This window comes from Lentzea kentuckyensis, from assembly GCF_002150765.1.
Lineage (GTDB): Bacteria > Actinomycetota > Actinomycetes > Mycobacteriales > Pseudonocardiaceae > Lentzea > Lentzea kentuckyensis.
In genome coordinates this window covers 133526-155629 of sequence record NZ_MUYM01000012.1, presented here as the reverse complement: position 1 = coordinate 155629, position 22104 = coordinate 133526, and the positions used below count along the sequence as shown (strand labels likewise).

General features: G+C 69.3%; 22 protein-coding genes and 1 pseudogene. 16 read left to right on the top strand and 7 right to left on the bottom strand.

Going from position 1 to position 22104, the window contains the following annotated elements; all coding sequences use genetic code 11:
• Positions 1-66: 66 nt before the first annotated feature.
• Both B0F77_RS07210 and B0F77_RS07205 read right to left on the bottom strand, forming a co-directional pair.
• A complete protein-coding gene (locus tag B0F77_RS07210; RefSeq protein WP_158102628.1) occupies positions 67-684 on the bottom strand; it encodes a TetR/AcrR family transcriptional regulator in 618 nt (205 codons plus the stop codon).
• Between the two features lie 5 nt (positions 685-689).
• On the bottom strand, positions 690-1949 hold the full coding sequence (locus B0F77_RS07205; RefSeq protein WP_086661984.1) for an MFS transporter: 1260 nt from the start codon (positions 1947-1949) through the stop codon (positions 690-692).
• Positions 1950-2005: 56 nt separating this feature from the next.
• Here B0F77_RS07205 and B0F77_RS07200 point away from each other — a divergent pair, with 56 nt between their 5' ends.
• The gene (locus tag B0F77_RS07200) at positions 2006-2791 is read left to right on the top strand and encodes an SDR family NAD(P)-dependent oxidoreductase (protein ID WP_086661983.1); all 786 of its coding nucleotides are present in this window, start codon (positions 2006-2008) and stop codon (positions 2789-2791) included.
• Here the strand turns inward: B0F77_RS07200 and B0F77_RS07195 are convergent.
• A complete protein-coding gene (locus tag B0F77_RS07195) occupies positions 2781-3929 on the bottom strand; it encodes an NAD(P)/FAD-dependent oxidoreductase (RefSeq protein ID WP_086661982.1) in 1149 nt (382 codons plus the stop codon). The genes B0F77_RS07200 and B0F77_RS07195 overlap by 11 nt on opposite strands.
• Complete coding sequence (locus B0F77_RS07190) at positions 3926-4243, bottom strand: bifunctional 3-phenylpropionate/cinnamic acid dioxygenase ferredoxin subunit (RefSeq protein ID WP_086661981.1); 318 nt, start codon at positions 4241-4243, stop codon at positions 3926-3928. Before B0F77_RS07190 ends, B0F77_RS07195 begins: the two co-directional genes overlap by 4 nt.
• Before the next feature lie 132 nt (positions 4244-4375).
• On the opposite strand from B0F77_RS07190, the gene B0F77_RS07185 reads away from it, so the two are divergent.
• The 10 genes and pseudogenes from B0F77_RS07185 to B0F77_RS47750 all read left to right on the top strand — a co-directional run bounded on the left by B0F77_RS07185 (position 4376) and on the right by B0F77_RS47750 (position 14486).
• Positions 4376-5158 carry an IclR family transcriptional regulator gene (locus tag B0F77_RS07185; protein WP_086661980.1) on the top strand — a complete coding sequence of 261 codons (783 nt, stop codon included), beginning with the start codon at positions 4376-4378 and terminating at the stop codon, positions 5156-5158.
• 181 nt (positions 5159-5339) lie between these two features.
• The gene (gene glyA / locus B0F77_RS07180; protein WP_281252476.1) at positions 5340-6629 is read left to right on the top strand and encodes a serine hydroxymethyltransferase; all 1290 of its coding nucleotides are present in this window, start codon (positions 5340-5342) and stop codon (positions 6627-6629) included.
• A 14-nt stretch (positions 6630-6643) separates the two neighbouring features.
• Positions 6644-7729 (top strand): S-(hydroxymethyl)mycothiol dehydrogenase, encoded by a 1086-nt coding sequence (locus B0F77_RS07175; protein WP_086661979.1) that lies wholly within the window; start codon positions 6644-6646, stop codon positions 7727-7729.
• The gene (locus tag B0F77_RS07170) at positions 7726-8331 is read left to right on the top strand and encodes an MBL fold metallo-hydrolase (protein ID WP_086661978.1); all 606 of its coding nucleotides are present in this window, start codon (positions 7726-7728) and stop codon (positions 8329-8331) included. The genes B0F77_RS07175 and B0F77_RS07170 overlap by 4 nt, the downstream gene beginning before the upstream one ends.
• 35 nt (positions 8332-8366) lie before the next feature.
• On the top strand, positions 8367-10817 hold the full coding sequence (locus B0F77_RS07165; protein WP_086661977.1) for a GcvT family protein: 2451 nt from the start codon (positions 8367-8369) through the stop codon (positions 10815-10817).
• Positions 10814-11107, top strand: coding sequence for a hypothetical protein (locus B0F77_RS07160; RefSeq protein ID WP_086661976.1), 294 nt, complete (start codon positions 10814-10816; stop codon positions 11105-11107). The genes B0F77_RS07165 and B0F77_RS07160 overlap by 4 nt, the downstream gene beginning before the upstream one ends.
• A gap of 25 nt (positions 11108-11132) precedes the next feature.
• Complete coding sequence (locus tag B0F77_RS07155; protein WP_086661975.1) at positions 11133-12263, top strand: aromatic ring-hydroxylating oxygenase subunit alpha; 1131 nt, start codon at positions 11133-11135, stop codon at positions 12261-12263.
• Positions 12264-12269: 6 nt separating this feature from the next.
• Complete coding sequence (locus B0F77_RS07150; protein WP_086661974.1) at positions 12270-13976, top strand: BCCT family transporter; 1707 nt, start codon at positions 12270-12272, stop codon at positions 13974-13976.
• A pseudogene (locus B0F77_RS49665) lies at positions 13963-14283 on the top strand (hypothetical protein); the annotation flags it as partial. The gene B0F77_RS07150 and the pseudogene B0F77_RS49665, both read left to right, overlap by 14 nt.
• A gap of 17 nt (positions 14284-14300) precedes the next feature.
• A complete protein-coding gene (locus B0F77_RS47750; RefSeq protein ID WP_158102627.1) occupies positions 14301-14486 on the top strand; it encodes a hypothetical protein in 186 nt (61 codons plus the stop codon).
• A gap of 215 nt (positions 14487-14701) precedes the next feature.
• On the opposite strand, the gene B0F77_RS07140 is transcribed toward B0F77_RS47750, so the two are convergent.
• Positions 14702-15361: a GntR family transcriptional regulator gene (locus B0F77_RS07140; protein WP_086661973.1), complete on the bottom strand. Its 660-nt coding sequence runs from the start codon at positions 15359-15361 to the stop codon at positions 14702-14704.
• 68 nt (positions 15362-15429) lie between these two features.
• Between B0F77_RS07140 and B0F77_RS07135 the strand changes: the two genes are divergently transcribed.
• From B0F77_RS07135 to purU, 5 genes are read left to right on the top strand one after another with little or no spacing between them, the layout of a single operon-like run.
• Positions 15430-16659: a sarcosine oxidase subunit beta family protein gene (locus B0F77_RS07135; RefSeq protein WP_086661972.1), complete on the top strand. Its 1230-nt coding sequence runs from the start codon at positions 15430-15432 to the stop codon at positions 16657-16659.
• Between the two features lie 11 nt (positions 16660-16670).
• The gene (locus B0F77_RS07130; protein ID WP_086661971.1) at positions 16671-16952 is read left to right on the top strand and encodes a sarcosine oxidase subunit delta; all 282 of its coding nucleotides are present in this window, start codon (positions 16671-16673) and stop codon (positions 16950-16952) included.
• Positions 16949-19765 carry a 2Fe-2S iron-sulfur cluster-binding protein gene (locus B0F77_RS07125; RefSeq protein ID WP_086661970.1) on the top strand — a complete coding sequence of 939 codons (2817 nt, stop codon included), beginning with the start codon at positions 16949-16951 and terminating at the stop codon, positions 19763-19765. Before B0F77_RS07130 ends, B0F77_RS07125 begins: the two co-directional genes overlap by 4 nt.
• On the top strand, positions 19755-20342 hold the full coding sequence (locus B0F77_RS07120) for a sarcosine oxidase subunit gamma (protein WP_086661969.1): 588 nt from the start codon (positions 19755-19757) through the stop codon (positions 20340-20342). The genes B0F77_RS07125 and B0F77_RS07120 overlap by 11 nt, the downstream gene beginning before the upstream one ends.
• Entirely contained in the window at positions 20342-21190 is an 849-nt protein-coding gene (purU, locus tag B0F77_RS07115) for a formyltetrahydrofolate deformylase (RefSeq protein ID WP_086661968.1), read from the top strand. The genes B0F77_RS07120 and purU overlap by 1 nt, the downstream gene beginning before the upstream one ends.
• A gap of 62 nt (positions 21191-21252) precedes the next feature.
• On the opposite strand, the gene B0F77_RS07110 is transcribed toward purU, so the two are convergent.
• On the bottom strand, positions 21253-21636 hold the full coding sequence (locus B0F77_RS07110) for a hypothetical protein (RefSeq protein WP_086661967.1): 384 nt from the start codon (positions 21634-21636) through the stop codon (positions 21253-21255).
• Positions 21629-22009 carry a hypothetical protein gene (locus B0F77_RS07105; RefSeq protein ID WP_086661966.1) on the bottom strand — a complete coding sequence of 127 codons (381 nt, stop codon included), beginning with the start codon at positions 22007-22009 and terminating at the stop codon, positions 21629-21631. The genes B0F77_RS07110 and B0F77_RS07105 overlap by 8 nt, the downstream gene beginning before the upstream one ends.
• Between the last annotated feature and the right edge of the window lie 95 nt (positions 22010-22104).

Here is a 22104-nt window from a genome sequence, read left to right as displayed (position 1 = left end):
AAAACGGCGTTCCCGAGTCGTCGTACCGAGGCGCACACTTCCTGTGCTACCGGGGTAGCACGGTCGTCAGCTGTCAGTGCGCCACACGTCGGCGAGGTTTCTGTCGAACATGGTCGCGATCGACACCAGTGCGGCGTCGAGATCCACGTTCGCGGGATCGACGAGGGCCTGCAGGTGGATGCCGAGGAGCGCGCCGTTGAGCGCCACGGCCGCGGCGCGTTCCTGCTCGGCCGCGATCTCGGGGTCGGCGCCGGCCGGGCGCCGCAGTCGCAGCAGGACCTCGATGCCCTCGCGGCGCCGGGCGAAGAACTCCCGGTACTGCTCGTGCACGACGCCACGGTCGCCCAGCGCCTCGACCAGGATCATGAACACCAGCGCCGAGTTGCCGCTGCGGAGCAGTTCGGCGGTCTCCGCGAACACCTCGCTGAGCGACGGCACCGACTCGTAGCGCTCGGCCGGCCAGATCCGTTCGACCGCGCGCTCGACGACGGCCATCACCAGGCCGTCCTTGTTCTTGAAGTGCCACGGGATCGAGCCGCGACTGATCCCGGACCGCTTCGCGATGTCCACAAAGGACGTGCGGTCGAAGCCGCGCTCGGCGAAGAGTTCCTCGGCGGCGTCCAGGATGCGGCGGCGGCTCTCCTCGCCGATCTCGTCGATCCGGCGCGGCCCTGGGGAGTTCACGGCGATCATGGTAGATCTTCCGCTCGCGCGATGTCGCGGAGCAGGTGCCGGGTGCTCGTGAGCAGGACGAGACCAGCGACGACCGAGGCCGCCGGGGCGACGACGGCGACCGCGGTCTGGACGCCCCAGAACTTCTCCGCCACGCCGGTGAGCAACGCGCCGCCGAGCCCGCCGACCAGCGCGGTGAGGACACCGGCCAGCGCGAACGCCGTCGCGCGGAACTCCTTCGGCGTCACCGACGCCACGACCAGGCTCAACGGCACGATGCCCGCGAACGTCAGACCCTGGACCACCATCCCGATGATCACGTAGGTCGTGACGTCCGGCGCGTACGCCTGCACCGCGAACCCGATGCCCAGCACGGAAAGAGCAACGGCCGCGAGGCGCAGGCACCACTTCGGGCCGCGCCGGAACAACCTGTCGCTCAACGCTCCGCCGAGTGCCGCGCCCAGCAGTCCGCCGACCGCGCAGATTGACGTGATCAGGCCACGCGACGCCGCACTTTGGCCGAGATGGTCCTCGAGGATCAGGTTCAGGTAGATCGGCACCGTCGTCACGCACATGCCGAACACGCCGAGCGCGATCATCACCCGCATCAGCGTGCTGATCTTCGTGATCCGCTGGAACGCGCCGCGCGGGGTCGACGTGGAGTGCGCCCGGACCGGTTCCGGCAGGCGCAGGGCGGCCAGGCCGAGCAGAAGTGCCGGTACGGCGAGGAGAGCGAACGCCCACCGCCACGGTTCGTGCTCCTCGGGGATCACCGCCGCGAACGCCGCCGCCAGCAGGGGACCGGTCACGATGCCCAGCGGCTGCCCGCCGCGGTGCAGTCCGAGCACCCGGCCGCGCCCGTCCGGCGGATAGGCGTCGACCAGGAGCGATGCCTGGATCGGACCCTCGTTGGCCTTGCCGATGCCGGCGATCACCCGGACCGCGACGGCCTGCCAGAGGTTCTGGACGAGGCCGAGCAGCCCGGCCGCGGCCGCCCAGATCAGCGTGCACACCCCGGCGATGGTGGTGCGGCGATGCCGGTCTCCCAGCAGGCCGAGCGGCAGCGCGGCGAGGGCCACCATCACCCCCGCCAGGGCGCCGACCACGCCGATCGCCGCGGTGCTGAGACCCAGCGAGTCCCGGATCTCCGGCGCGAAGACCACGAACATCACGTTGTCGACGCTGTCCAGCACCTGCAGGCCGACGAACACGCCGAGCGTGGCGCGGCCGCCGGTGGTCAGCACCTTGTCGAGCGTCATCTCAGCGCCAGCTCCCATGCTGAGCAGGCTACTGTGTTGACCAACATAGTGTCATCAGATCAACATAGAGAGGGATGAGAATGAAGGGATCGGTCGCTTTCATCACCGGTGGCGCGCGAGGAATCGGCCTGGGCATCGCCAGGTCGTTGGCCAAGCGCGGCGTGAGACTCGCGCTGGCTGACATCGACGAGGACGCGTTGGTGCGCAGCGCGACGGAACTGGAGAGGACGACGTCGGTTGAGGTGTATCGGCTCGATGTGCGCGATCGGGAGGCGTTCGCCGAAGCGGCTCGACGGGCCGAACAGGTGCTGGGACCGGTCGAGATGTTGTTCAACAACGCCGGCATCGTGCCGCACTCGACCGCGGAGGAGCTGAGCTACGACAAGTGGGATCAGGCCCTTGCCGTGAACCTCACCGGCGTGATCAACGGGATCCAGACGTTTCTGCCACGCATGATCGAACGCGGCTCGGGCCATGTCGTGAACACCGCGTCCGCCGCGGGGCTCGTGACCGACCCGAACGTGCTGTACACGACGGCCAAGTTCGCGGTGGTCGGCCTGTCCGAGTCGTTGCGGCTGAACGTGGCCAGGCACGGCGTCGAGGTCAGCGTGCTGTGTCCCGGCCCGGTCGACACCGGCATCGTCAGGAACACCCGGGCGTCGAACGCCGGCGTGGCGCTGCGGGACGACCTGGTGCCCGCTGTCGAGGCGTTCCTCCGCGGCGGGCCCGGCATCGACGAGGTCGGTGAGATGGTGCTGGCGGGCATGGAGAAGCGCTCGCCGTGGATCTTCACGGGCTACGACGTCCGGCCGCACCTGGAGAAGCGGCTCGCGGAGATGCTGGACGTCCTCACGCGGTGACGAGCTGACGACGCAGGCGGCCGAACAGCTTGGCGTTGTTCATGGCGAGCACCCCGACGGCCAGCCCGGCCCGGCGGAACTCGGCGACGAACTTGCGGTCGTCCGGTGACCCGTCGATGACAGCGATCTCGTCCGCGCCGGTGGTGTCGCCCACGAGCTGCAGGCGGACGCCGTACTGGTCGGACCAGACGTAGCCGGACGGCCGGAAGGTCTCCAGGGTCGTGCCGGCGAGGAGGTTGCGGACGGCCACGACCGGCTGTTCCGAGGCGTTCGTCCAGTGCTCGTGCCGGACGTGATCGCCGGAAGCGGTGCGATACCGGGCCACATCGCCCACGGCGACGACGGACGGGATGGACGTGACGCAGCCGGTGTCGCACAGGACGCCGTTGTCCACGCTCAAACCCGAGCCGTGCAGCCAGTCGGTGGCGGGTGCCATGCCGATTCCCGCCACCACGACGTCGGCTGGCAGGTGGGAGCCGTCGCGCAGGACGACGCCGGTGACGCGCGTCCCGTTGTGCGCGAAGGATTCCACGCCGACGCCCAGGCGGAGGTCGACGCCGTGATCCGCGTGCAGCTCGGCGCAGAGCGTGCCGAGCACCGGCCCGAGCGCGCGTTCCATCGGGACCGAGGCGGCCTCGACGACCGTCACGTCGTGGCCGAGCGAGCGGCAGGTGGACGCCACTTCGGCGCCGATCCAGCCAGCGCCGACGATCACGACGCGGGCGCCCGGACGCAGATCTGCCCGCAGTGCAAGGGCATCGTCGAGAGTGCGCAGGGTGTGGACGCCGGCCAGGGTTTCGGTCCCCTGCAACGTGCGGGGGCGGCCGCCGGTGGCGATCACCAGGCCGTCGGTGTGCAGCACTTCGCCGGTCGACAGGTGAAGCGAGCCCGAAGAGGGGTCGACCCGTTCGGCGCGGACGCCGAGCCGCCATTCCGCGCCGAAGTCCTCGTCGGACAGCGCGAGCTCCTCGGCCGGCAACGTGCCGGAGAGGAACGCCTTGGACAGCGGCGGCCGGTCGTACGGCGCGTGCACTTCCTCGCCGATCACCACGATCCGCCCGTCGAAGCCCTGCCCGCGCAACTCCTCGACGGAACGCAGCCCGGCGAGCGAGGCGCCGACGACGGCGACCGTTCTCATGCCACGGCCTCGCGGCTGCCCGTGTCCACGTAGATCACGCCGTCCTGCACCACGACCGGATACGTGCGCACCGCCTTCTTGGCCGGCAGGCACGTCGGCATGCCGGTGCGGAGGTCGAAGAGCGCGGCGTGCAGCGGGCATTCGACGAAGCAGCCCTCCAGCCAGCCCTCGGACAGCGAGGCGTCCTGGTGGCTGCAGGTGTCGTCGATCGCGTAGAACTCGCCGTCCGCGTTGAAGACAGCGATGGCCACGTCGCCGGGAAGAACCATGGACTCGCCCACGGGCAGGTCGTCCACGGCGCAAGCGGTGATCATCTCGAACCCTCCGTTGCGTATTACGGAACATGGTGTGCGATACGCAACAGCAGAATGGCTCAGGACCCCAGGGAGCGTCAAGCAGCGTTTTGGCTGATCAAGGGTGTTGCTCCAATCGGTTACCGTTGCGTCATGAGCAACAACGGGGAGGGGCGCGACCCTGCGCTCGTGCAATCGGTCGATCGGGCGGTGACCGTTCTGGAACTGCTGGCCCGCAACGGCGAAGCGGGGATCACCGAGATCGCCGCCGAGCTCGGTGTGCACAAGTCCTCCGCGTCCAGACTCGTTTACACACTTCAGGCCCGTGAACTCGTGGAGCAGGACGGCGAACGCGGCCCCTTTCGGATCGGCATCGGCATGCTCCGGTTCGCGGGCGCCGTGACCGGTCAGCTCGACTACGTCCGGGTGGGCGGCCCGGTCTGCTCGGAGCTCGCGGACCGGCTGGGCGAGACCGTGAACATCGCCGTGCTCGACAGCGGTGTCGCCCTCAACGTGAGCCAGGCGCGGGGGAGTTCCGCGGTGGCCGCGCAGAACTGGGTCGGTCAGCGCACGCCGTTGCACGCCACATCGAGCGGCAAGGTCCTGCTCGCCGCCGCGTCGGAGGAAGACCAGGAACGCGTGCTCGCCCGCGACCTGGAGTCCTGTGCCCCGCGCACGATCACCGACCCGGTGAAGCTGCGCTACGTGCTGCGCCGCACGGCCGAGGACGGGTTCGCCACGTGCATGGAGGAGCTGGAGGCCGGTCTGCACGCGGTCGCGGTCCCCGTCTTCGGCTCGCGCGGCGACGTCGTGGCGGCGATCAGTGCCGCCGGACCGGCCTACCGGCTGTCGCGGAAGCGCATGCCCGAAATCGTCCAGGAACTGCGCGTGGCGTCGCGCGACCTCTCCGTGCGCATGGGGCATCCCGTGCTGTGAAACGGATTCACGAACGACGAGCCCCCGGCCGCGGCCGGGGGCTCGTCGCCGTTTCGGATACGTCCGTCCGTGCGACAAGGCCTTGACAACGGCTCGAACTGGTCTCACCGTGATGCGCGCTGCAGTTGCATAATGCGAACCTCGTTGCGTATTACGGAACTCGCTCGGAAGGGTCGGCCCGTTGTCACTCTCCGTTTCCACCCCAGTCGCCAACGCAGTCCTGGATCAGCATCTCGACGAGCTCGACCCCGAGGTCGCCGCCGAGATCCGCGCCGAGCTCCACCGCCAGCAGTCGACGCTGGAGATGATCGCCTCCGAGAACTTCGCGCCGGTGGGAGTGCTGCAGGCGCAGGGATCGGTGCTGACCAACAAGTACGCCGAGGGCTATCCGGGACGCCGCTACTACGGCGGGTGCGAGCACGTCGACGTCATCGAGGCGTTGGCGATCGAGCGGGTGAAGGCCCTCTTCGGCGCTGAACACGCGAACGTCCAGCCGCACTCCGGCGCGCAGGCCAACGCCGCGGCGATGGCGGCGGTGCTCCAGCCCGGCGACACGATCATGGGCCTGGACCTGGCGCACGGCGGCCACCTGACGCACGGCATGCGGATCAACTTCTCCGGCCGGCTGTACAACGTCGTGGCCTACCACGTCGACCGCTCGTCGGGCCGGGTCGACATGGCCGAGGTCGAACGGCTCGCACTGGAGTCCAGGCCCAAGCTGATCATCGCCGGCTGGTCCGCCTACCCGCGCCAGCTCGACTTCGCCGAGTTCCGCCGGATCGCCGACCTGGTGGACGCGAAGCTGATGGTCGACATGGCGCACTTCGCCGGTCTGGTCGCCGCTGGCCTGCACCCCAGCCCGGTGCCGTTCGCGGACCTGGTCACGACCACGACCCACAAGACGCTCGGCGGTCCGCGGGGCGGCGTCATCCTCAGTACGAAGGAGCTGGCCAAGAAGGTCGACTCCACGGTGTTCCCCGGCCAGCAGGGCGGGCCGCTGCAGCACGTGATCGCGGCCAAGGCGGTGGCGTTCAAGGTGGCCGCGGGCGAGGAGTTCCGCGAACGCCAGCAGCGCGTGCTCGAAGGTGCGTCGATCCTGGCTGCCCGGCTCGCGCAGCCCGACTGCGCCGCCGCCGGAGTGAAGGTGTTGTCCGGCGGCACCGACGTGCACCTCGTGCTGGTCGACCTCGTCGAGTCCTCATTGGACGGCCAGCAGGCCGAGGACCGGTTGCACCGCATCGGCATCACCGTCAACCGCAACGCCGTGCCGTTCGACCCGCGCCCGCCGATGGTCACCTCCGGCCTGCGGATCGGCACGCCCGCGCTGGCCACCCGCGGCTTCACCGCCGACGACTTCACCGAGGTCGCCGACGTCATCGCCGCCGCGTTGCAGCCGTCCTTCGACGAGGACGAGCTCGCCGCGCGCGTCGCGAAGCTGGCCGACAAGCACCCCCTCTACCCCCACCTCTGACAGGAGCGATTCAAGTGGCACATGCGGTGAACGGTGTCGTGGCGGCGGGGCGTGGAGCCAAGGTCTCGGTCGAGACCATCCTCGTGCCGGACCCCGGCCCCGGCGAGGCGCTGGTGAAGGTGCAGGCCTGCGGGGTCTGCCACACCGACCTGCACTACCGGGAGGGCGGGATCAACGACGAGTTCCCGTTCCTGCTCGGGCACGAGGCGGCGGGCGTCGTCGAGGCGGTCGGCGTGGGCGTGACCGACCTGGCACCCGGTGACTTCGTCATCCTGAACTGGCGCGCGGTGTGCGGTTCGTGCCGCTCGTGCCTGCGCGGCCGGCCGCAGTACTGCTTCAACACCCACAACGCCTCCCAGCCCATGACCCTGGCCGACGGCACGCCGCTGTCGCCGGCGCTGGGCATCGGCGCGTTCGCGGAGAAGACGCTCGTCCACAGCGGACAGTGCACGAAGGTGAACCCGAAGGCACCGGCGGAGGTCGCGGGCCTGCTCGGCTGCGGCGTGATGGCGGGCATCGGCGCCGCGATCAACACCGGCGGCGTCACCCGCGGCGACAGCGTGGCCGTGCTCGGCTGCGGCGGTGTCGGGGACGCGGCGATCGCGGGTGCCCGGCTGGCCGGAGCGCGCACGATCATCGCCGTCGACCTGGACCACACGAAGCTGGAGTGGGCACAGCGGTTCGGTGCCACGCACACGATCGACGCCCGCGAGCAGGACGTCGTGGAGGCGATCCGGGAGTTCACCGAGGGCAACGGCGCCGACGTCGTGATCGACGCGGTCGGCCGCCCCGAGACGTTCAAGCAGGCGTTCTACGCCCGCGACCACGCCGGTACCGCGGTGCTGGTGGGCGTGCCGACCCCGGACATGCAGCTCGAACTGCCGCTCATCGACGTGTTCTCGCGCGGTGGTGCGGTGAAGTCGTCCTGGTACGGCGACTGCCTGCCCAGCCGCGACTTCCCGATGCTCATCGACCTCTACCTGCAGGGCCGGCTCGACCTCGGCGCGTTCGTGTCGGAGACGATCGGGCTCGGAGACGTCGAGCAGGCGTTCGAGGACATGCACCACGGTCGCGTGCTGCGCTCGGTGGTCGTGCTGTGAGCGCGCGGATCGAGCACGTCGTCACGTCCGGGACGTTCAGCCTGGACGGCGGGACCTGGGAGGTCGACAACAACGTCTGGCTGGTCGGCGACGACTACGAGGTCCTGGTCATCGACCCCGCCCACGACGCGGACGCCGTTCTCGAAGCGATCGGCGGCCGGGTGGTGACCGCGCTGGTCTGCACCCACGGCCACGACGACCACATCAACTCCGTCGCCGAGGTGGCGGACAAGACCGGCGCGCCGATCCAGATCCATTCGGCGGATCGTGCACTGTGGACGGTGGTGTACCCGGACCGCGAGCCGGACGTCTGGCTGACGGACGGTGCGACGGTCGAGGTCGCGGGCACCACCCTCGAAGTGCTGAGCACGCCGGGACACACCTACGGCTCGATCTGCCTGTACGCACCGGAACTCGGCGCGGTCTTCAGCGGGGACACCCTGTTCGAGGGTGGGCCGGGCGCGACCGGACGCTCGTACTCGGACTTCCCGACGATCGTCACCTCGATCCGCGAGCGCCTGCTGACCCTGCCCCCGGACACGATCGTCCACACCGGACACGGTCCCACCACGACGATCGGCGCCGAGGCGCCCCGGATCTGACGCCACGCCCACCACAGACGGCAGGAGAGACTTCCATGGCAACGCAACCACGCGTTGTGCTCATCGGAGCGGGCATCGTCGGGTGCGCGCTGGCCGACGAGCTGACCGCCCGCGGGTGGACCGACATCACCGTGCTCGAACAGGGACCGCTGTTCGCGACCGGCGGGTCGAGCTCGCACGCGCCGGGCCTGGTCTTCCAGACGACCGGCTGCAAGACCATGACCTCGTTCGCCAAGTACACCGTCGAGAAGTACACGGCGCTGACGATGGACGACAAGTGGTGCTTCCAGCAGCTCGGCGGACTGGAGGTCGCCACCACCCCGGAACGCTGGACGGACATCCAGCGGCGGCACGGCTGGGCGACGTCGTGGGGCGTCGAGAGCTTCCTGCGCGACCCGGAGGAGTGCGCGCGGCTGCACCCGTTGCTCGACCCGGCGAAGATCCTCGGCGGGTTCCACATCCCGAGCGACGGTCTCGCCAAGCCGTTGCGCGCGGCCGAGGCGCAGGCACGCCGGGCGATGGAGCGCGGCGCGAAGTTCCTGGCGCACCACAAGGTCACCGGCATCGAACGCTCCGGGCGCCGGGTGAAGGCCGTCGTCACCGAGCACGACACGTTCGCCGCCGACATCGTGGTGTCGTGCGTCGGCATGTGGGGCCCGCGGATCGGGCGGATGGTCGACCTCGACATCCCGCTGGTCCCGATGGCGCACCAGTACGCGAAGACCGCTCCGCTGCCGGCCCTCAAGGGCGTCAACAGCGAGCTCGGCGAGATGTCGAAGCCGTTGCTGCGCCACCAGGACGCGGACCTGTACTTCCGCGAGCACGTCGACCGCATCGGCATCGGCGCGTACGGGCACCGGCCGATGCCGATCTCGGCCGACGACATCCTCGACCACGACGTGGCACCGACCATGCCGTCCGAGGTCGCGTTCACCCCGGAGGACTTCGAGACCTCCTGGGACGCCGCCGTCGACCTGCTGCCGGTCCTCGGCGACTCGAAGGTCGAGGAGGGGATCAACGGCCTGTTCTCCTTCACCCCGGACGGCAACCCGCTGCTCGGCGAACACCCCGGCCTGCAGGGGTTCTGGGTGGCCGAGGCCGTGTGGATCACGCACTCCGCCGGTGTCGCCAAGGCGATGGCCGAGTGGCTGGTCGACGGGCAGCCGAACATCGACCTGCACGGCTGCGACCTCAACCGGTTCGAGGACGCGCAACGCTCACCGGGTTACGTGCACCAGCGCAGCTGCCGGGCGTTCGTCGAGGTCTACGACATCCTGCACCCGTTGCAGCCCGCCGAGGAGCCCCGGCCGTTGCGCAGGAGCCCGTTCTACGAGCGGCAACAGGAACTCGGCGCGGTGTTCCTGGAGGCGTCTGGCTGGGAGCGGCCGCACTGGTACGAGGCCAACGCGACCCTGCCCGAGGTCGCGGAGATCCCGGAACGCAACGAGTGGGCGTCGCGGTTCTGGTCGCCGATCGCCGGTGCCGAGGCGCTCGTCGCCCGCAAGCGGGTCGCGATGTTCGACATGACCGCGTTGAAACGGCTGGAGGTCAGCGGCCCGGAAGCGCTGACGTTCCTGCAGACCATGACCACCAACCAGCTCGACCGCAAGCCGGGCGCGGTGGTGTACACGTTGCTGCTCAACGAGGACGGGGGAGTGCGCAGCGACCTGACCATCGCCCGGCTCGGCGAGAACCGGTTCCAGGTCGGCGCGAACGGCCCGCTCGACCTCGACTGGCTGCGCAGACGCATGCCACCCAACGGCGGCGTGCACATCACCGACATCACGCCGGGCACGTGCTGCGTCGGCCTGTGGGGACCTCTGGCCCGCAAGCTCCTGCAACCGTTGACTTCCACGGACTTCTCGCACGAGGCCATGGGGTACTTCAAGGCCAAGGAAGCCTTCATCGGCGAGGTGCCGGTCACGGCCATGCGCCTGTCGTACGTCGGCGAACTGGGCTGGGAGCTCTACACCACCGCCGACATGGGCGCCCGCCTGTGGGACACGCTGTGGGAGGCCGGTCAGGAACACGGCGTCATCGCCGCCGGCCGCAGCGCCTTCACCAGCATGCGGCTGGAGAAGGGCTACCGCTCGTGGGGTGCCGACGTGACCACCGAGCACGACCCGTACGAGGCGGGGCTGGGTTTCGCGGTCCGGATGAACAAGGGCTACTTCCACGGCCGCCCGGCGTTGGAGGGCAAGTCCGAGGAGACCGTGGCGCGCAAGCTCACCTGTCTGACCATCGACGACGACCACCAGGTCGTGATGGGTTCGGAACCGGTGTTCGCGGGCGGTGCGGCGGTCGGCTATGTCACCAGTGCGGTGCGGGGTTACTCGATCGGCAAGAACATCGCCTACGCCTGGCTGCCCGCTGACGTCGCGGTGGAAGGAACTTCGGTCGAGATCGAGTACTTCGGCGAACGGGTCCAGGCCGTGGTGGCGTCCGAGCCGTTGTTCGACCCCAAGATGGACCGGATCCGGTCATGACGCACGACGCGATCGTCATCGGGCTCGGCAGCCTCGGCGGGGCGGCCGCGCACCGGCTCGCCTCGCGGGGGCTGCGCGTGCTCGGGCTGGACAGCCGGACCCAGGCCGAGCTGCCCAGTTCGGACGAGGCCTTCCGCGCGGGCGCCGACCTGCGCTTCGAGGAGACGGTGATCGACTGGCACGTCGAGCCGTCCGGAACGGGTGCCCGCGTCCTGACGCGGTCGAGCACCCACGCCGCACCGTTGCTGGTCATCTGCGCCGGCACAGACGCGCGATCTCTCCTCCTCTGACATCTCTCTTCTTCACGGAGTGACCATGACCGCGACCGAACTCCCCTCCAGCCTGATCCCCACCCTGCCCGGCCACACCTACACCGATCCGGCGAACTTCGAGCTGGAGCAGGAGAACATCTTCGAGCAGATGTGGTTCTGCGCCGTCCGCAGCGCCGACCTGCCGGACGCGGGCAACTTCAGAACCGTCCAGATCGGCCGCGAGAGCGTGCTCGTGACCCGGTCGCGCGACGGCTCGCTGCGCGCGTTCCTCAACATCTGCCGGCACCGCGGCGCGAAGCTGTGCACCGAGGAGACCGGCACGGTCAAGCGCAACTTCCAGTGCCCGTACCACGCCTGGACCTACGGGCTCGACGGCAAGCTGGTCGCCGCGCCCAACCTCACCTCGATGCCGGACATCGACCGCGTCGAGTACGGCCTCAAGAAGGTCCACCTGCGAGAGTGGCTCGGCTACGCGTGGCTGTCGCTGGCCGACGAACCGGCGTCGTTCGAGGAAACCGTCCAGCAGGACGTGCGGGAGCGGCTCGGCAACCTCGACGCGATCGGCAACTACCAGGTCAGCGAGCTCGAACTCGGCCGGCGGATCACCTACGACGTCAAGGCCAACTGGAAGCTCATCATCGAGAACTTCATGGAGTGCTACCACTGCGCGACCATCCACCCCGAGCTGACCGAGGTCCTGCCGGAGTTCGCGGACGGGTACGCGGCGCAGTACTACGTCGGGCACGGGGCGGTGTTCGGCGAGGAGATCAAGGGCTTCACGATCGATGGCAGCGAGGGCTTCGACCGGCTCGACGGGGTCGACTCCGAGCAGGACCGCCGGTACTACGCGATCACCGTGCGGCCGCAGGTGTTCATCAACCTCGTGCCCGACCACGTGATCATCCACCGGATGTTCCCGATGGCCGCCGACCGCACGATCGTCGAGTGCGACTGGCTCTACGCCAAGGACGTCGTCGCGACCGGCAAGGACGTCTCGCGGTCCGTCGAGCTCTTCCACCGCGTCAACGAGCAGGACTTCGAGGCCTGCGAACGGTGCCAGCCCGCGATGTCGTCGCGGGCCTACGCGCAAGGGGGTGTGCTGGTTCCCTCCGAACACCACATCGGGGAGTTCCACCGCTGGGTACAGGAAGCCACATCGACGAAGAGGTGGTAGCTAGCCATGCCCGAACTGAAGTTCTTACCCACCACGGAGAAGACGGGCACGGACAAAGTCGTGTTCGTCGTGTCCGCCGCCGTCGCCTCGGCGTTCCTCGCCTGGGGCATCATCGGCACGGAAAGCCTCGGCAGCGTGTCGACGGCTGTGCTCGGCTGGGTCATCCGCAACACCGGCTGGGCGTTCCTGACGGCGGCCACCGGGTTCGTGATCTTCGCGCTGTGGCTGGCCTTCAGCCGCTACGGCCGGATCCCGCTCGGTCACGACGGCGAGCGGCCGGAGTTCCGGACGGTCTCGTGGGTCGCGATGATGTTCAGCGCGGGCATGGGCATCGGCCTGATGTTCTACGGCGTCGCGGAACCGTTGTCGCACTTCGTGAAACCACCGCCCGGCACGGTCGAGGGCGGTACCGACGCGGCGGTCGAGACGGCGATGGCGACCTCGCTCTTCCACTGGGCGATCCACCCGTGGTCGATCTACGCGGTGGTCGGTCTCGCGATCGCGTACGGCACGTTCCGGCGCGGCCGCAAGCAGCTGATCAGCGCCGCGTTCGCGCCGCTGTTCGGTGACCGGGTGTCCGAGGGACCGCTCGGCCGGCTGATCGACGTGCTGGCGATCTTCGCGACGTTGTTCGGGTCGGCCGCGTCGCTCGGGCTCGGCGCGCTGCAGATCGGCAGCGGGCTGAAGGCCGGCGGGTTCGTCGCGGACAACCCCGGTGTGGGCGTGCTGATCGGGATCATCGCCGTGCTGACGGTGGCGTTCGTGGCGTCGGCGGTGTCGGGCGTGGCCAAGGGCATCCAGTGGTTGTCGAACATCAACATGGTGCTGGCGACCGTGCTCGCGGTGTTCGTGTTCGTCGTCGGGCCGACGGTGCTGATCCTCAACCTGGTGCCCGCGGCGATCGGTGACTACTTCCGGGAGATGGGCGACATGATCTCCCGCTCCGGCGCGTCCGGCGGCGCCGCCATGGAGAGCTGGCTGTCGTCGTGGACGATCTTCTACTGGGCCTGGTGGATCTCGTGGACCCCGTTCGTCGGGATGTTCATCGCGCGGATCAGCCGGGGCCGCACGATCAAGCAGTTCGTCAGCGGCGTGATCCTGGTGCCGTCGGTGGTCAGCCTGATCTGGTTCACGATCATGGGTGGCACCGCGATCACCTTGCAGCGCGGTGGCACGGACCTGGCCGGCGCGGCGAACCCGGAGTCGCAGCTGTTCGGCGTGCTCGACCAGTTCCCGCTGGCGGGAGTCGCCGGAGTGGTCGTGATGGTCCTCGTGGCGATCTTCTTCGTCTCCGGTGCGGACGCGGCTTCGCTGGTGATGGGCACGTTGTCGCAGCGCGGCGCCATCGAACCGCACCGGCGGCTGGTGGTGTTCTGGGGCGTGGCGACCGGTGGCGTGGCCGCGGTGATGTTGCTGGTCGGTGGCGGCGGTGCGACCGCGCTGACCGGACTGCAGAACCTCACGATCATCGCCGCGGCACCGTTCGCGCTCGTCATGGTCGTGCTGTGCGTGGCGCTGGCGAAGGACCTGCGCAGCGACCCGATGGTGTTGCGCGAGAAGCACTGCGCCGAGATCGTCGAGCAGGCCGTGGCCGTGGGCAACGAGGAGTACGACGGCGACTTCTGCCTGCAGGTCGCCCCGACCCCGGTGAAGGCCGAGAGCAACGGCAACGGACAGGTCGTGGCACGGGAAGTCGTCGATGAAAAGACCTGAGCGGTCGGCGGCGGGTGTCACCGGCGTCGCCGTCTCGTTGCACCGCAGCTGGCAGCAGATGGGTGTGGTCCGCTCCGTGCGGACCCTGCCCCTGGTCAACCAGCACGGCGGTTTCGACTGTCCCGGCTGCGCGTGGCCGGATCCGCAGGGTCACCGCAAGGTGGCGGAGTTCTGCGAGAACGGCGCGAAGGCCGTCGCCGAGGAGGCCACGACCCGGCGGATCGGCGCGGACTTCTTCGCGCAGCACTCGTTGTCCGAACTGGAGGAGAAGACCGACCACTCATCGCGGCAGCCGGGTTCGCCGACGGCGACCTGGTGGATGTCGTGTCCGAGTTCGCCGGTGAGGAACGCTGGGCGCGAGGGTTTCGCGTCGTCGAGTTCCCGACGCCGAAGGGCTGCGCGGCGGCGTACTACCCGGAAGCGAACGCGTTGGTGCCACTGCGTTCGGTGGCTGACGGCTCGAACACCCCGGTCTCCAAGGCCGTCGTCATCCGGCTGGTGCGGCCGTGACGGGCTCAGATCAGCGCGCGGATCGCGCAGCCTTTACTTCCTCAGATCAGCGCGCGGATCGCGCGTTCGAAGCCGACGACGTGCTGGGAAGCGAGTTCGGAGGCCTTGTCGGCGCAGCTTTGACTTTCTCAGATCAGCGCGCGGATCGCGCGTTCGAAGCCGATGACGTGCTGGGAAGCGAGCTCAGAGGCCTTGTCGGCGCAGCTTTGACTTTCTCAGATCAGCGCGCGGATCGCGCGTTCGAAGCCGACGACGTGCTGGGAAGCGAGCTCAGAGGCCTTGTCGGCGTCACCTTCGATGATCGCGGTCAGCAGCGGGACGTGCTCGTCGACGTGACCGGCCATTCCGGACAGTCGCGGCAGGAAGACGCACCAGATGCGGGTCGCCAGGTTGTCGTAGGAGATCAGCGTGTCTTCGAGGAACGGGTTGTGCACGCACCCGTAGATCGCGCGGTGCACGCCGACGTCGGTGCGCAGGAGTTCCGTGTTGTCGCCGGGCCGGGCAGCGTTCTCCAGCTGGGACCGCAGCTCGGTCAGCGTGGCGCGATCTTCTGCTGTGGACCGTTCGGCGGCGGCGGTGCAGGCCAGGGGCTCCAGGGTCCGCCGCACCTCGGAGATGTGGGAGAGGTCGGAGATGTTCACGTCGGTGGCGAACGTGCCGCGGCGCGGGAAGGCGATGACGAGCCGTTCCTGCTCCAGGCGCTTCAGGGCTTCGCGGATGGGGGTGCGGCCGACGCCGAGCTCGGTGCGCAGCCGGTCCTCGTTGATGGGCTCGCCCGGCTTGATCTCCAGCATCACCAGGCGATCGCGCAGCACGGCGTACGCCTGCTCGGTGAGTGAGATGGCGGCGGGCTCGTCGTTGACCCGTGCGTTCATGTGACCTACTGTACTGCACAGACTGATATACCAGTAGTCGACCAGATGATTTCGCTGGAGGCGTCGCAATGACCAGCCCGCCCGGAGCACATCTGCCCGAGCACCCGGACTTCCTCTGGGACAACCCGGAACCGAAGGCCTCCTACGACGTCGTGATCGTGGGCGGCGGAGGGCACGGCCTCGCCACCGCCTACTACCTGGCCAAGGTCCACGGCATCACCAACGTCGCGGTGCTGGAGAAGGGCTGGCTCGCCGGCGGCAACATGGCCCGCAACACCACGATCATCCGGTCGAACTACCTGTGGGACGAGAGCTCCGGCATCTACGAGCACTCGCTGAAGCTCTGGGAAGGCCTGGAGGAGGACCTCGGCTACCCGATCCTGTTCGACCAGCGCGGTGTGCTGAACCTCGCGCACAGCTTGCAGGACGTGCGCGACAGCATCCGCAGGGTCAACGCGAACCGGCTCAACGGCATCGACGCGGAGTGGGTGGATCCCGCCGGGGTCAAGGAGATCTGCCCGATCGTCAACACCTCGCCGGACGTGCGCTACCCGGTGCTGGGCGCGACCTACCAGCCGCGTGCGGGCATCGCCAAGCACGACTACGTGGCCTGGGGCTACGCGCGGGCCGCGCACGCGATGGGCGTCGACCTCATCCAGAACTGCGAGGTCACCGGGCTCGAAACGACGGGTGACCGGATCACCGCCGTCGAGACCTCGCGCGGCCGGATCGCCGCCGGCAAGGTCGCGTTGTGCGCGGCCGGGCACAGTTCGGTGCTCGCCAGGATGGTGGGGCTCAGGTTGCCGCTGGCCTCGCACCCGTTGCAGGCCTTGGTGTCCGAGCTGCTGGAGCCTGTGCACCCGACCGTCGTGATGTCGAACGCCGTGCACGTCTACGTCTCCCAGGCACACAAGGGAGAACTGGTGATGGGCGCCGGAATCGACAGCTACAACGGTTACGGCCAGCGGGGTTCGTTCCACATCATCGAGCAGCAGATGTCGGCGGCGCTGGAGCTCTTCCCGGTCTTCGCGCGGGCCCACCTGCTGCGGACGTGGGCGGGCATCGTCGACGTCAGCCCGGACGCGTCGCCGATCGTCGGTCTCACGCCGGTCGGCGGGCTGTACCTGAACTGCGGTTGGGGAACCGGCGGGTTCAAGGCCACGCCCGGTGTCGGTGACTGCTTCGCGCACACCATCGCCCACGACAAGCCGCACCCCTACAACGAGCCGTTCACCCTCGAGCGCTTCACCACGGGCGCTCTCGTCGACGAGCACGGCGCCGCCGCCGTCGCGCACTAGTAGGAGCAGACATGCAACTCATCCCGTGTCCGTGGTGCGGGCCGCGCGAGGAAGCGGAGTTCCACTACGGCGGCCAGGCCCACGTCGCGTACCCCGAGGACCCGTCGGCGCTGACCGACGAGGAGTGGGCGCAGTACGTGTTCTTCCGGGACAACCCGAGCGGCCCGTTCGCCGAGCGCTGGAGCCACAGTGCCGGGTGCCGGCGGTGGTTCAACGCCGTGCGTGACACCCGTTCCCACGACCTGCTCGCCGTCTACCGCGCGGGCGAGCCGATGCCGGAGGTGGCCTCGTGACGTTCCGGACTCCCACCGGTGGCGCGATCGACCGGAACACCCTGCTGCACTTCACCTTCAACGGCCGGAAGCTGACCGGCCACCCCGGCGACACGCTCGCGTCGGCCCTGCTCGCCAATGGCGTGCACGAGATCGGCAGCAGCGTGAAGCTCGGCCGGCCGCGTGGTGTCGTCGCGGCGGGATCCGAGGACCCGACGTCGCTGGTGCAGATCGAGGCGCCCTTCTCCGAGCCGATGCTGCTCGCCACGACCGTCGAGCTGTACGACGGTCTGGAAGCGCGTGGGCTCGCGGGGCAGGGCCGGCTGGCGGCCGAACCGGACCCGGCTCGGTACGACGCCAAGCACGAGCACTGCGACGTGCTCGTGGTCGGCGCCGGCCCTGCTGGTCTGGTGGCGGCGTTGACCGCCGCCCGCAGTGGCGCACGGGTTGTCCTGGTGGACGAACAGAACCAGGCCGGCGGCGCGTTGCTGGGCGTGGAGGAGTACCTCGACGACCGGCCGGCCGCCGAGTGGGTCGCCGACATCGTCGCGGAGCTCAGGAGCACGCCCGGTGTGCTGGTGCTGGAGCGCACGACCGCGTTCGGCATGTACCAGGACGGGTTCGTGCTGGCGTTGCAGAAGCGGACCGACCACCTCGGCTTCGCCGCGCCCGCTTCGGTTGCACGGCAACGGGTCTGGCGGATCCGGACCAAGCAGACGGTGCTCGCGACCGGTGCGCACGAACGGCCCGTGGTGTTCGCCGACAACGACCGCCCCGGCATCATGCTGGCTTCTTCCGCCCGCACGTTCCTGCACCGCTACGGCGTCCTGCCCGGCTCCCAGGCCGTGGTGTTCACCACCAACGACAGCGCGTACTGCGCGGCGATCGACCTCGCCGAGTCCGGGGTGGACATCGCGCTGATCGCCGACGCCCGGCCGGAGGCGCCCGCCAGGCTCGCCACCGAGTGCGCGGCGCGGGGCATCGAGGTCCGGGCCGGCCAGGTGGTCACCGGCACCGAAGGCACCGGCCGAGTCAGCGCGGTGCACGTCGGCGGCTCGAAGATCGACTGCGACGCGCTGCTGGTGTCGGGTGGGTGGAACCCCGTCGTCAGTCTCTTCAGCCAGGCTCGCGGAAAGCTGCGCTACGAAGCGGAACTCGGTGCTTTCGTGCCGGGCGAGGAACTCTCCACCGTCCGGGTCGCGGGATCCGCGACCGGTGAGCTGGATCTGAACGGGTGCGCCCGGCAGGGGCGGGACGCCGGTGCCGAGGCCGCCGGTGCGGCCGGGTTCGCGCCGGGTGGTCAGGTGCCGCTGCCGGTGTCGGACTCGCGGTGCACGGCACGGTCCGGTCTGGTGCTGTGGCGGGTTCCTGGCGATGAGGACGCGAGTTTCGTCGACCTGCAACGCGATGCGACCGTCACGGATGTGCTCCGCGCGACCGGTGCGGGGCTGCGTTCGTTGGAGCACATCAAGCGGTACACGACCATCGGCACGGCCCACGACCAGGGCAAGACGTCCGGCATGATCGCGGCGGGCATCGTCGCCGAGGCGCTGGGTGTCGAACTGGAGGACCAGCGGCCCACCACGTTCCGCCCGCCGTACACCTCGGTGTCGTTCGCGGCGCTGGCTGGACGTGACCGCGGTGAGCTGCACGATCCGGTGCGCGTCACGGCGATCCACCCGTGGCATGTGGCGCACGGGGCGTTGTTCGAGAACGTCGGCCAGTGGAAGCGACCCTGGTACTACCCGCGGCCCGGCGAGGACCTGCACGCGGCCGTGCTGCGGGAATGCCGGGCCACGCGCGAGAGCGTCGGCATGATGGACGGCTCGACGCTGGGCAAGATCGACGTGCAGGGCCGTGACGCCGGCAAGTTCCTGGACATGCTCTACACGAACATGATGAGCAATCTGAAGGTCGGCAAGATCCGGTACGGCGTCATGTGCGGCGTCGACGGGATGGTGATCGACGACGGCACCGTGATCCGGGTCGGCGAGCAGCGCTACCTCGTCACCACGACCACCGGCAACGCCGCCAAGATCCTCGACTGGATGGAGGAGTGGCTGCAGACGGAGTGGCCGCACCTCGACGTGCACTGCGCCTCGGTCACCGAGCACTGGGTCACGATCCCGTTGGTGGGCCCCAAATCCCGGGCCGTGCTCGGGGAGGTGGCGCCCGGTCTCGACGTCAGCAACGAGGCGTTCGAGTTCATGACGTGGCACGACACCGAGGTGGCCGGCGTTCCGGCGCGGGTCTGCCGGATCAGCTTCTCCGGCGAGCTGGCCTACGAGATCAACGTGACCGCCTGGCACGGCCTCGCCGTCTGGGAAGCGCTGATGGCGGCGGGGGAGAAGTACGGGATCACCCCGTACGGCACCGAAACCATGCACGTGCTGCGGGCCGAGAAGGGCTACCCGATCATCGGCCAGGAGACCGACGCGACGGTGACGCCGCAGGATCTCGGGATGTCGTGGGCGGTGTCGAAGAAGAAGCCCGACTTCATCGGCAAGCGCTCGTTCTCCCGCGCGGAGAACGACCGCACGGACCGCAAGCAGCTCGTCGGCCTGCTGCCGGTGGACCCTGACGTGCTGCTGCCGGAGGGGTCGCAGATCGTCGAGACCGACCGCCTGCCCGAACCACCGGTGCGGATGCTCGGCCACGTCACGTCCAGCTACCCCAGCGCGGCGCTCGGCCGCACGTTCGCCCTCGCCCTGGTGCGGTCGGGTCACGAACGCATCGGCGAGACCCTGTACGTGCCCGTCGAGGACGCGCTCGTGCCGGTCACCGTCACCGAATCCGTGCTCTACGACAAGGAAGGAGCCCGTCGTGACGGCTGACCTGACCAGCCCGCTGGCCGCCTGGACCGATCGGCTGGCAGCGCTCACGCCCGCGCTGGAGGTGGCGGAGGTGCCGTTCCGGACCCAGCTGACCGTGCGCGTGTCGGCCCCGGAGGCCGTCGCGGCGATGGGGGCGGCCCTGGGAGTCGTGTTCCCTTCGGTTCCGTGCACCTTCACCACAGGTGTTGGACAGTTCGGCGCGGTCGAAGCGTTGTGGCTCGGGCCGGACGAGTTCCTGGTCGTGGCGTCGCCCGGCCTGCAGGTCTCGATCGAGGAGGTGTTGCGTGGCGCGCTCGGAGACTTCAGAGGGTCCGTTGTGGACACTTCGGCTCAGCGCACGACGGTGGTCCTGGAGGGGCCGCACGTCCGGGACGTGCTCGCTCACGGATGTTCCGTGGACCTGCACCCGTCTTCGGCTCCCGTCGGCACTTGCGTGCAGACGTTGCTCGCGCGGACCGGGATCGTCCTGCTGGTGACCGGTGAGGACCGCGTCACGCTGCTGGTGCGGTCGTCGTTCGCCGAGTACCTCGCGGCCTGGCTGAGCGACGCGTGCGCCGAGTACCGGGCGGTGGCGTGATGCGGCACTTCACCCTGACCCTGGACTGCCCGGAGCGTGCGGGCATCGTCCACGCCGTGACGTCGTTCCTGGTCGACCACGGCTGCGACATCGTGGAGCACCAGCAGTTCGACGACGACGCCCGCGGCAGGTTGTTCCTGCGCACCGCGTTCTCCTGCGCCTCCGACGAGGTCGGCGTGGACGACCTCGTCCGCGAGTTCGACCCGGTGGCCCGCGAGTTCTCGATGAAGTACGGCCTGTGGGACGAGAGCCGCGCGCGCATCCTCGTCATGGTCTCCAAGGCCGGGCACTGCCTGAACGACCTGCTCTTCCGGTGGCGCGCGGGCAGTCTCGGCGGCGAGATCGTCGCGGTGGTCTCGAACCACGAGGACCTGCGTCCGATGGCGGAGGCGGCCGGGCTCGACTTCGTGCACGTGCCGAACACCGCCGGCAACAAGCCGGCCGCCGAGCAACGGCTGCTGGACCTCGTCGAGGAGTACCAGGCCGACCTGGTCGTGCTGGCCCGCTACATGCAGGTGCTGTCCAACGACCTGTGCGCCAAGCTGTCCGGCCGGGTGATCAACATCCACCACTCGTTCCTGCCGGGCTTCAAGGGTGCCAAGCCGTACCACCAGGCCTACGACCGCGGCGTGAAGTACGTCGGGGCAACGGCGCACTACGTCACCCCGGACCTGGACGAGGGGCCGATCATCGAGCAGGAGGTGCTGCGGGTCGACCACACCTTCGACCCGCGGGCGCTCACCGCCGTGGGCCGCGATGCCGAGGCGCTGGCGTTGTCCCGCGCCGTTCGGTGGCACTGCGAGCACCGCGTGCTGCCCAACGGGAACGGGACGGTGGTGTTCCGCTAGGGCCTGTCGGGACAGGCCGTGGTGAGTCCGGTGCCGGACTCACCACTGGCCCGCTACAAGCATCAGGATGCCGTCTTCCTCAACCACAACAGGCCGAGCACGGGCAGCACCAGCGGGATGAAGCCGTAACCGACGCCGAACACCGACCACACGGTGGCGTCCGGAAACTCCTGCGGCACAAGCAGGCTGATGGCCCCGACCGTCACGACCCCGGCGAGTTCGACGGCGCACGCCACGTACGCCACCCGGCGTGCGTTGAGCGCGAGCGTGATGGTCGCCAGCACGTACACGACCGCGGCGAACGCGGACAGCAGGTACGCGACCGGCGCCTGGTCGAACCGGGTGATGAGCTGCACGGCGGACCGCGAGGTCGCGGCGATCGCGAAGATCCCGTAAACGGTGATCAGCAGACGGCCCGGGCCCTGCCGGGTGGCCGCGTCACGCATGTCCGGCCCAGATCTGGCCGAGCCGCACGATCATCACCGGCACGCTCAGGCACGCGATCGCCAGCACGCCGCCGCTCCAGCGGGTGCGTTCGGACGCCGCCCACACGAGGGCGAGCGGGAGGATCACCACGGGGCCGACGAGGTAGCCGACGAACGAGAACCTGTCGATCTCACGGTCGAGGCCGGTCATCTTCACGATCCCGATCACCGCCTGGACCAGGAGCCCGGCCTCGAGCAGGGCCAGCACCGCGCCCAGGCCGAGCTTCGGCTTGGTCACCGGCAGCACCGGTGTGTTCAGCACGATCAGCGCCACCGCCCAGGCGGCGCCGGCCAGTGCGAGGACGGTCAGCACCGTTGGCAACAGGTCGATCATGGCGTGATGGTGTCACACCCGCTCCGGGCGCTCCGAATTGGGAAAGCGTCCATTCTTGATTGAAGCCAGGATCTGGTTGTTGCAATAGATCTGCT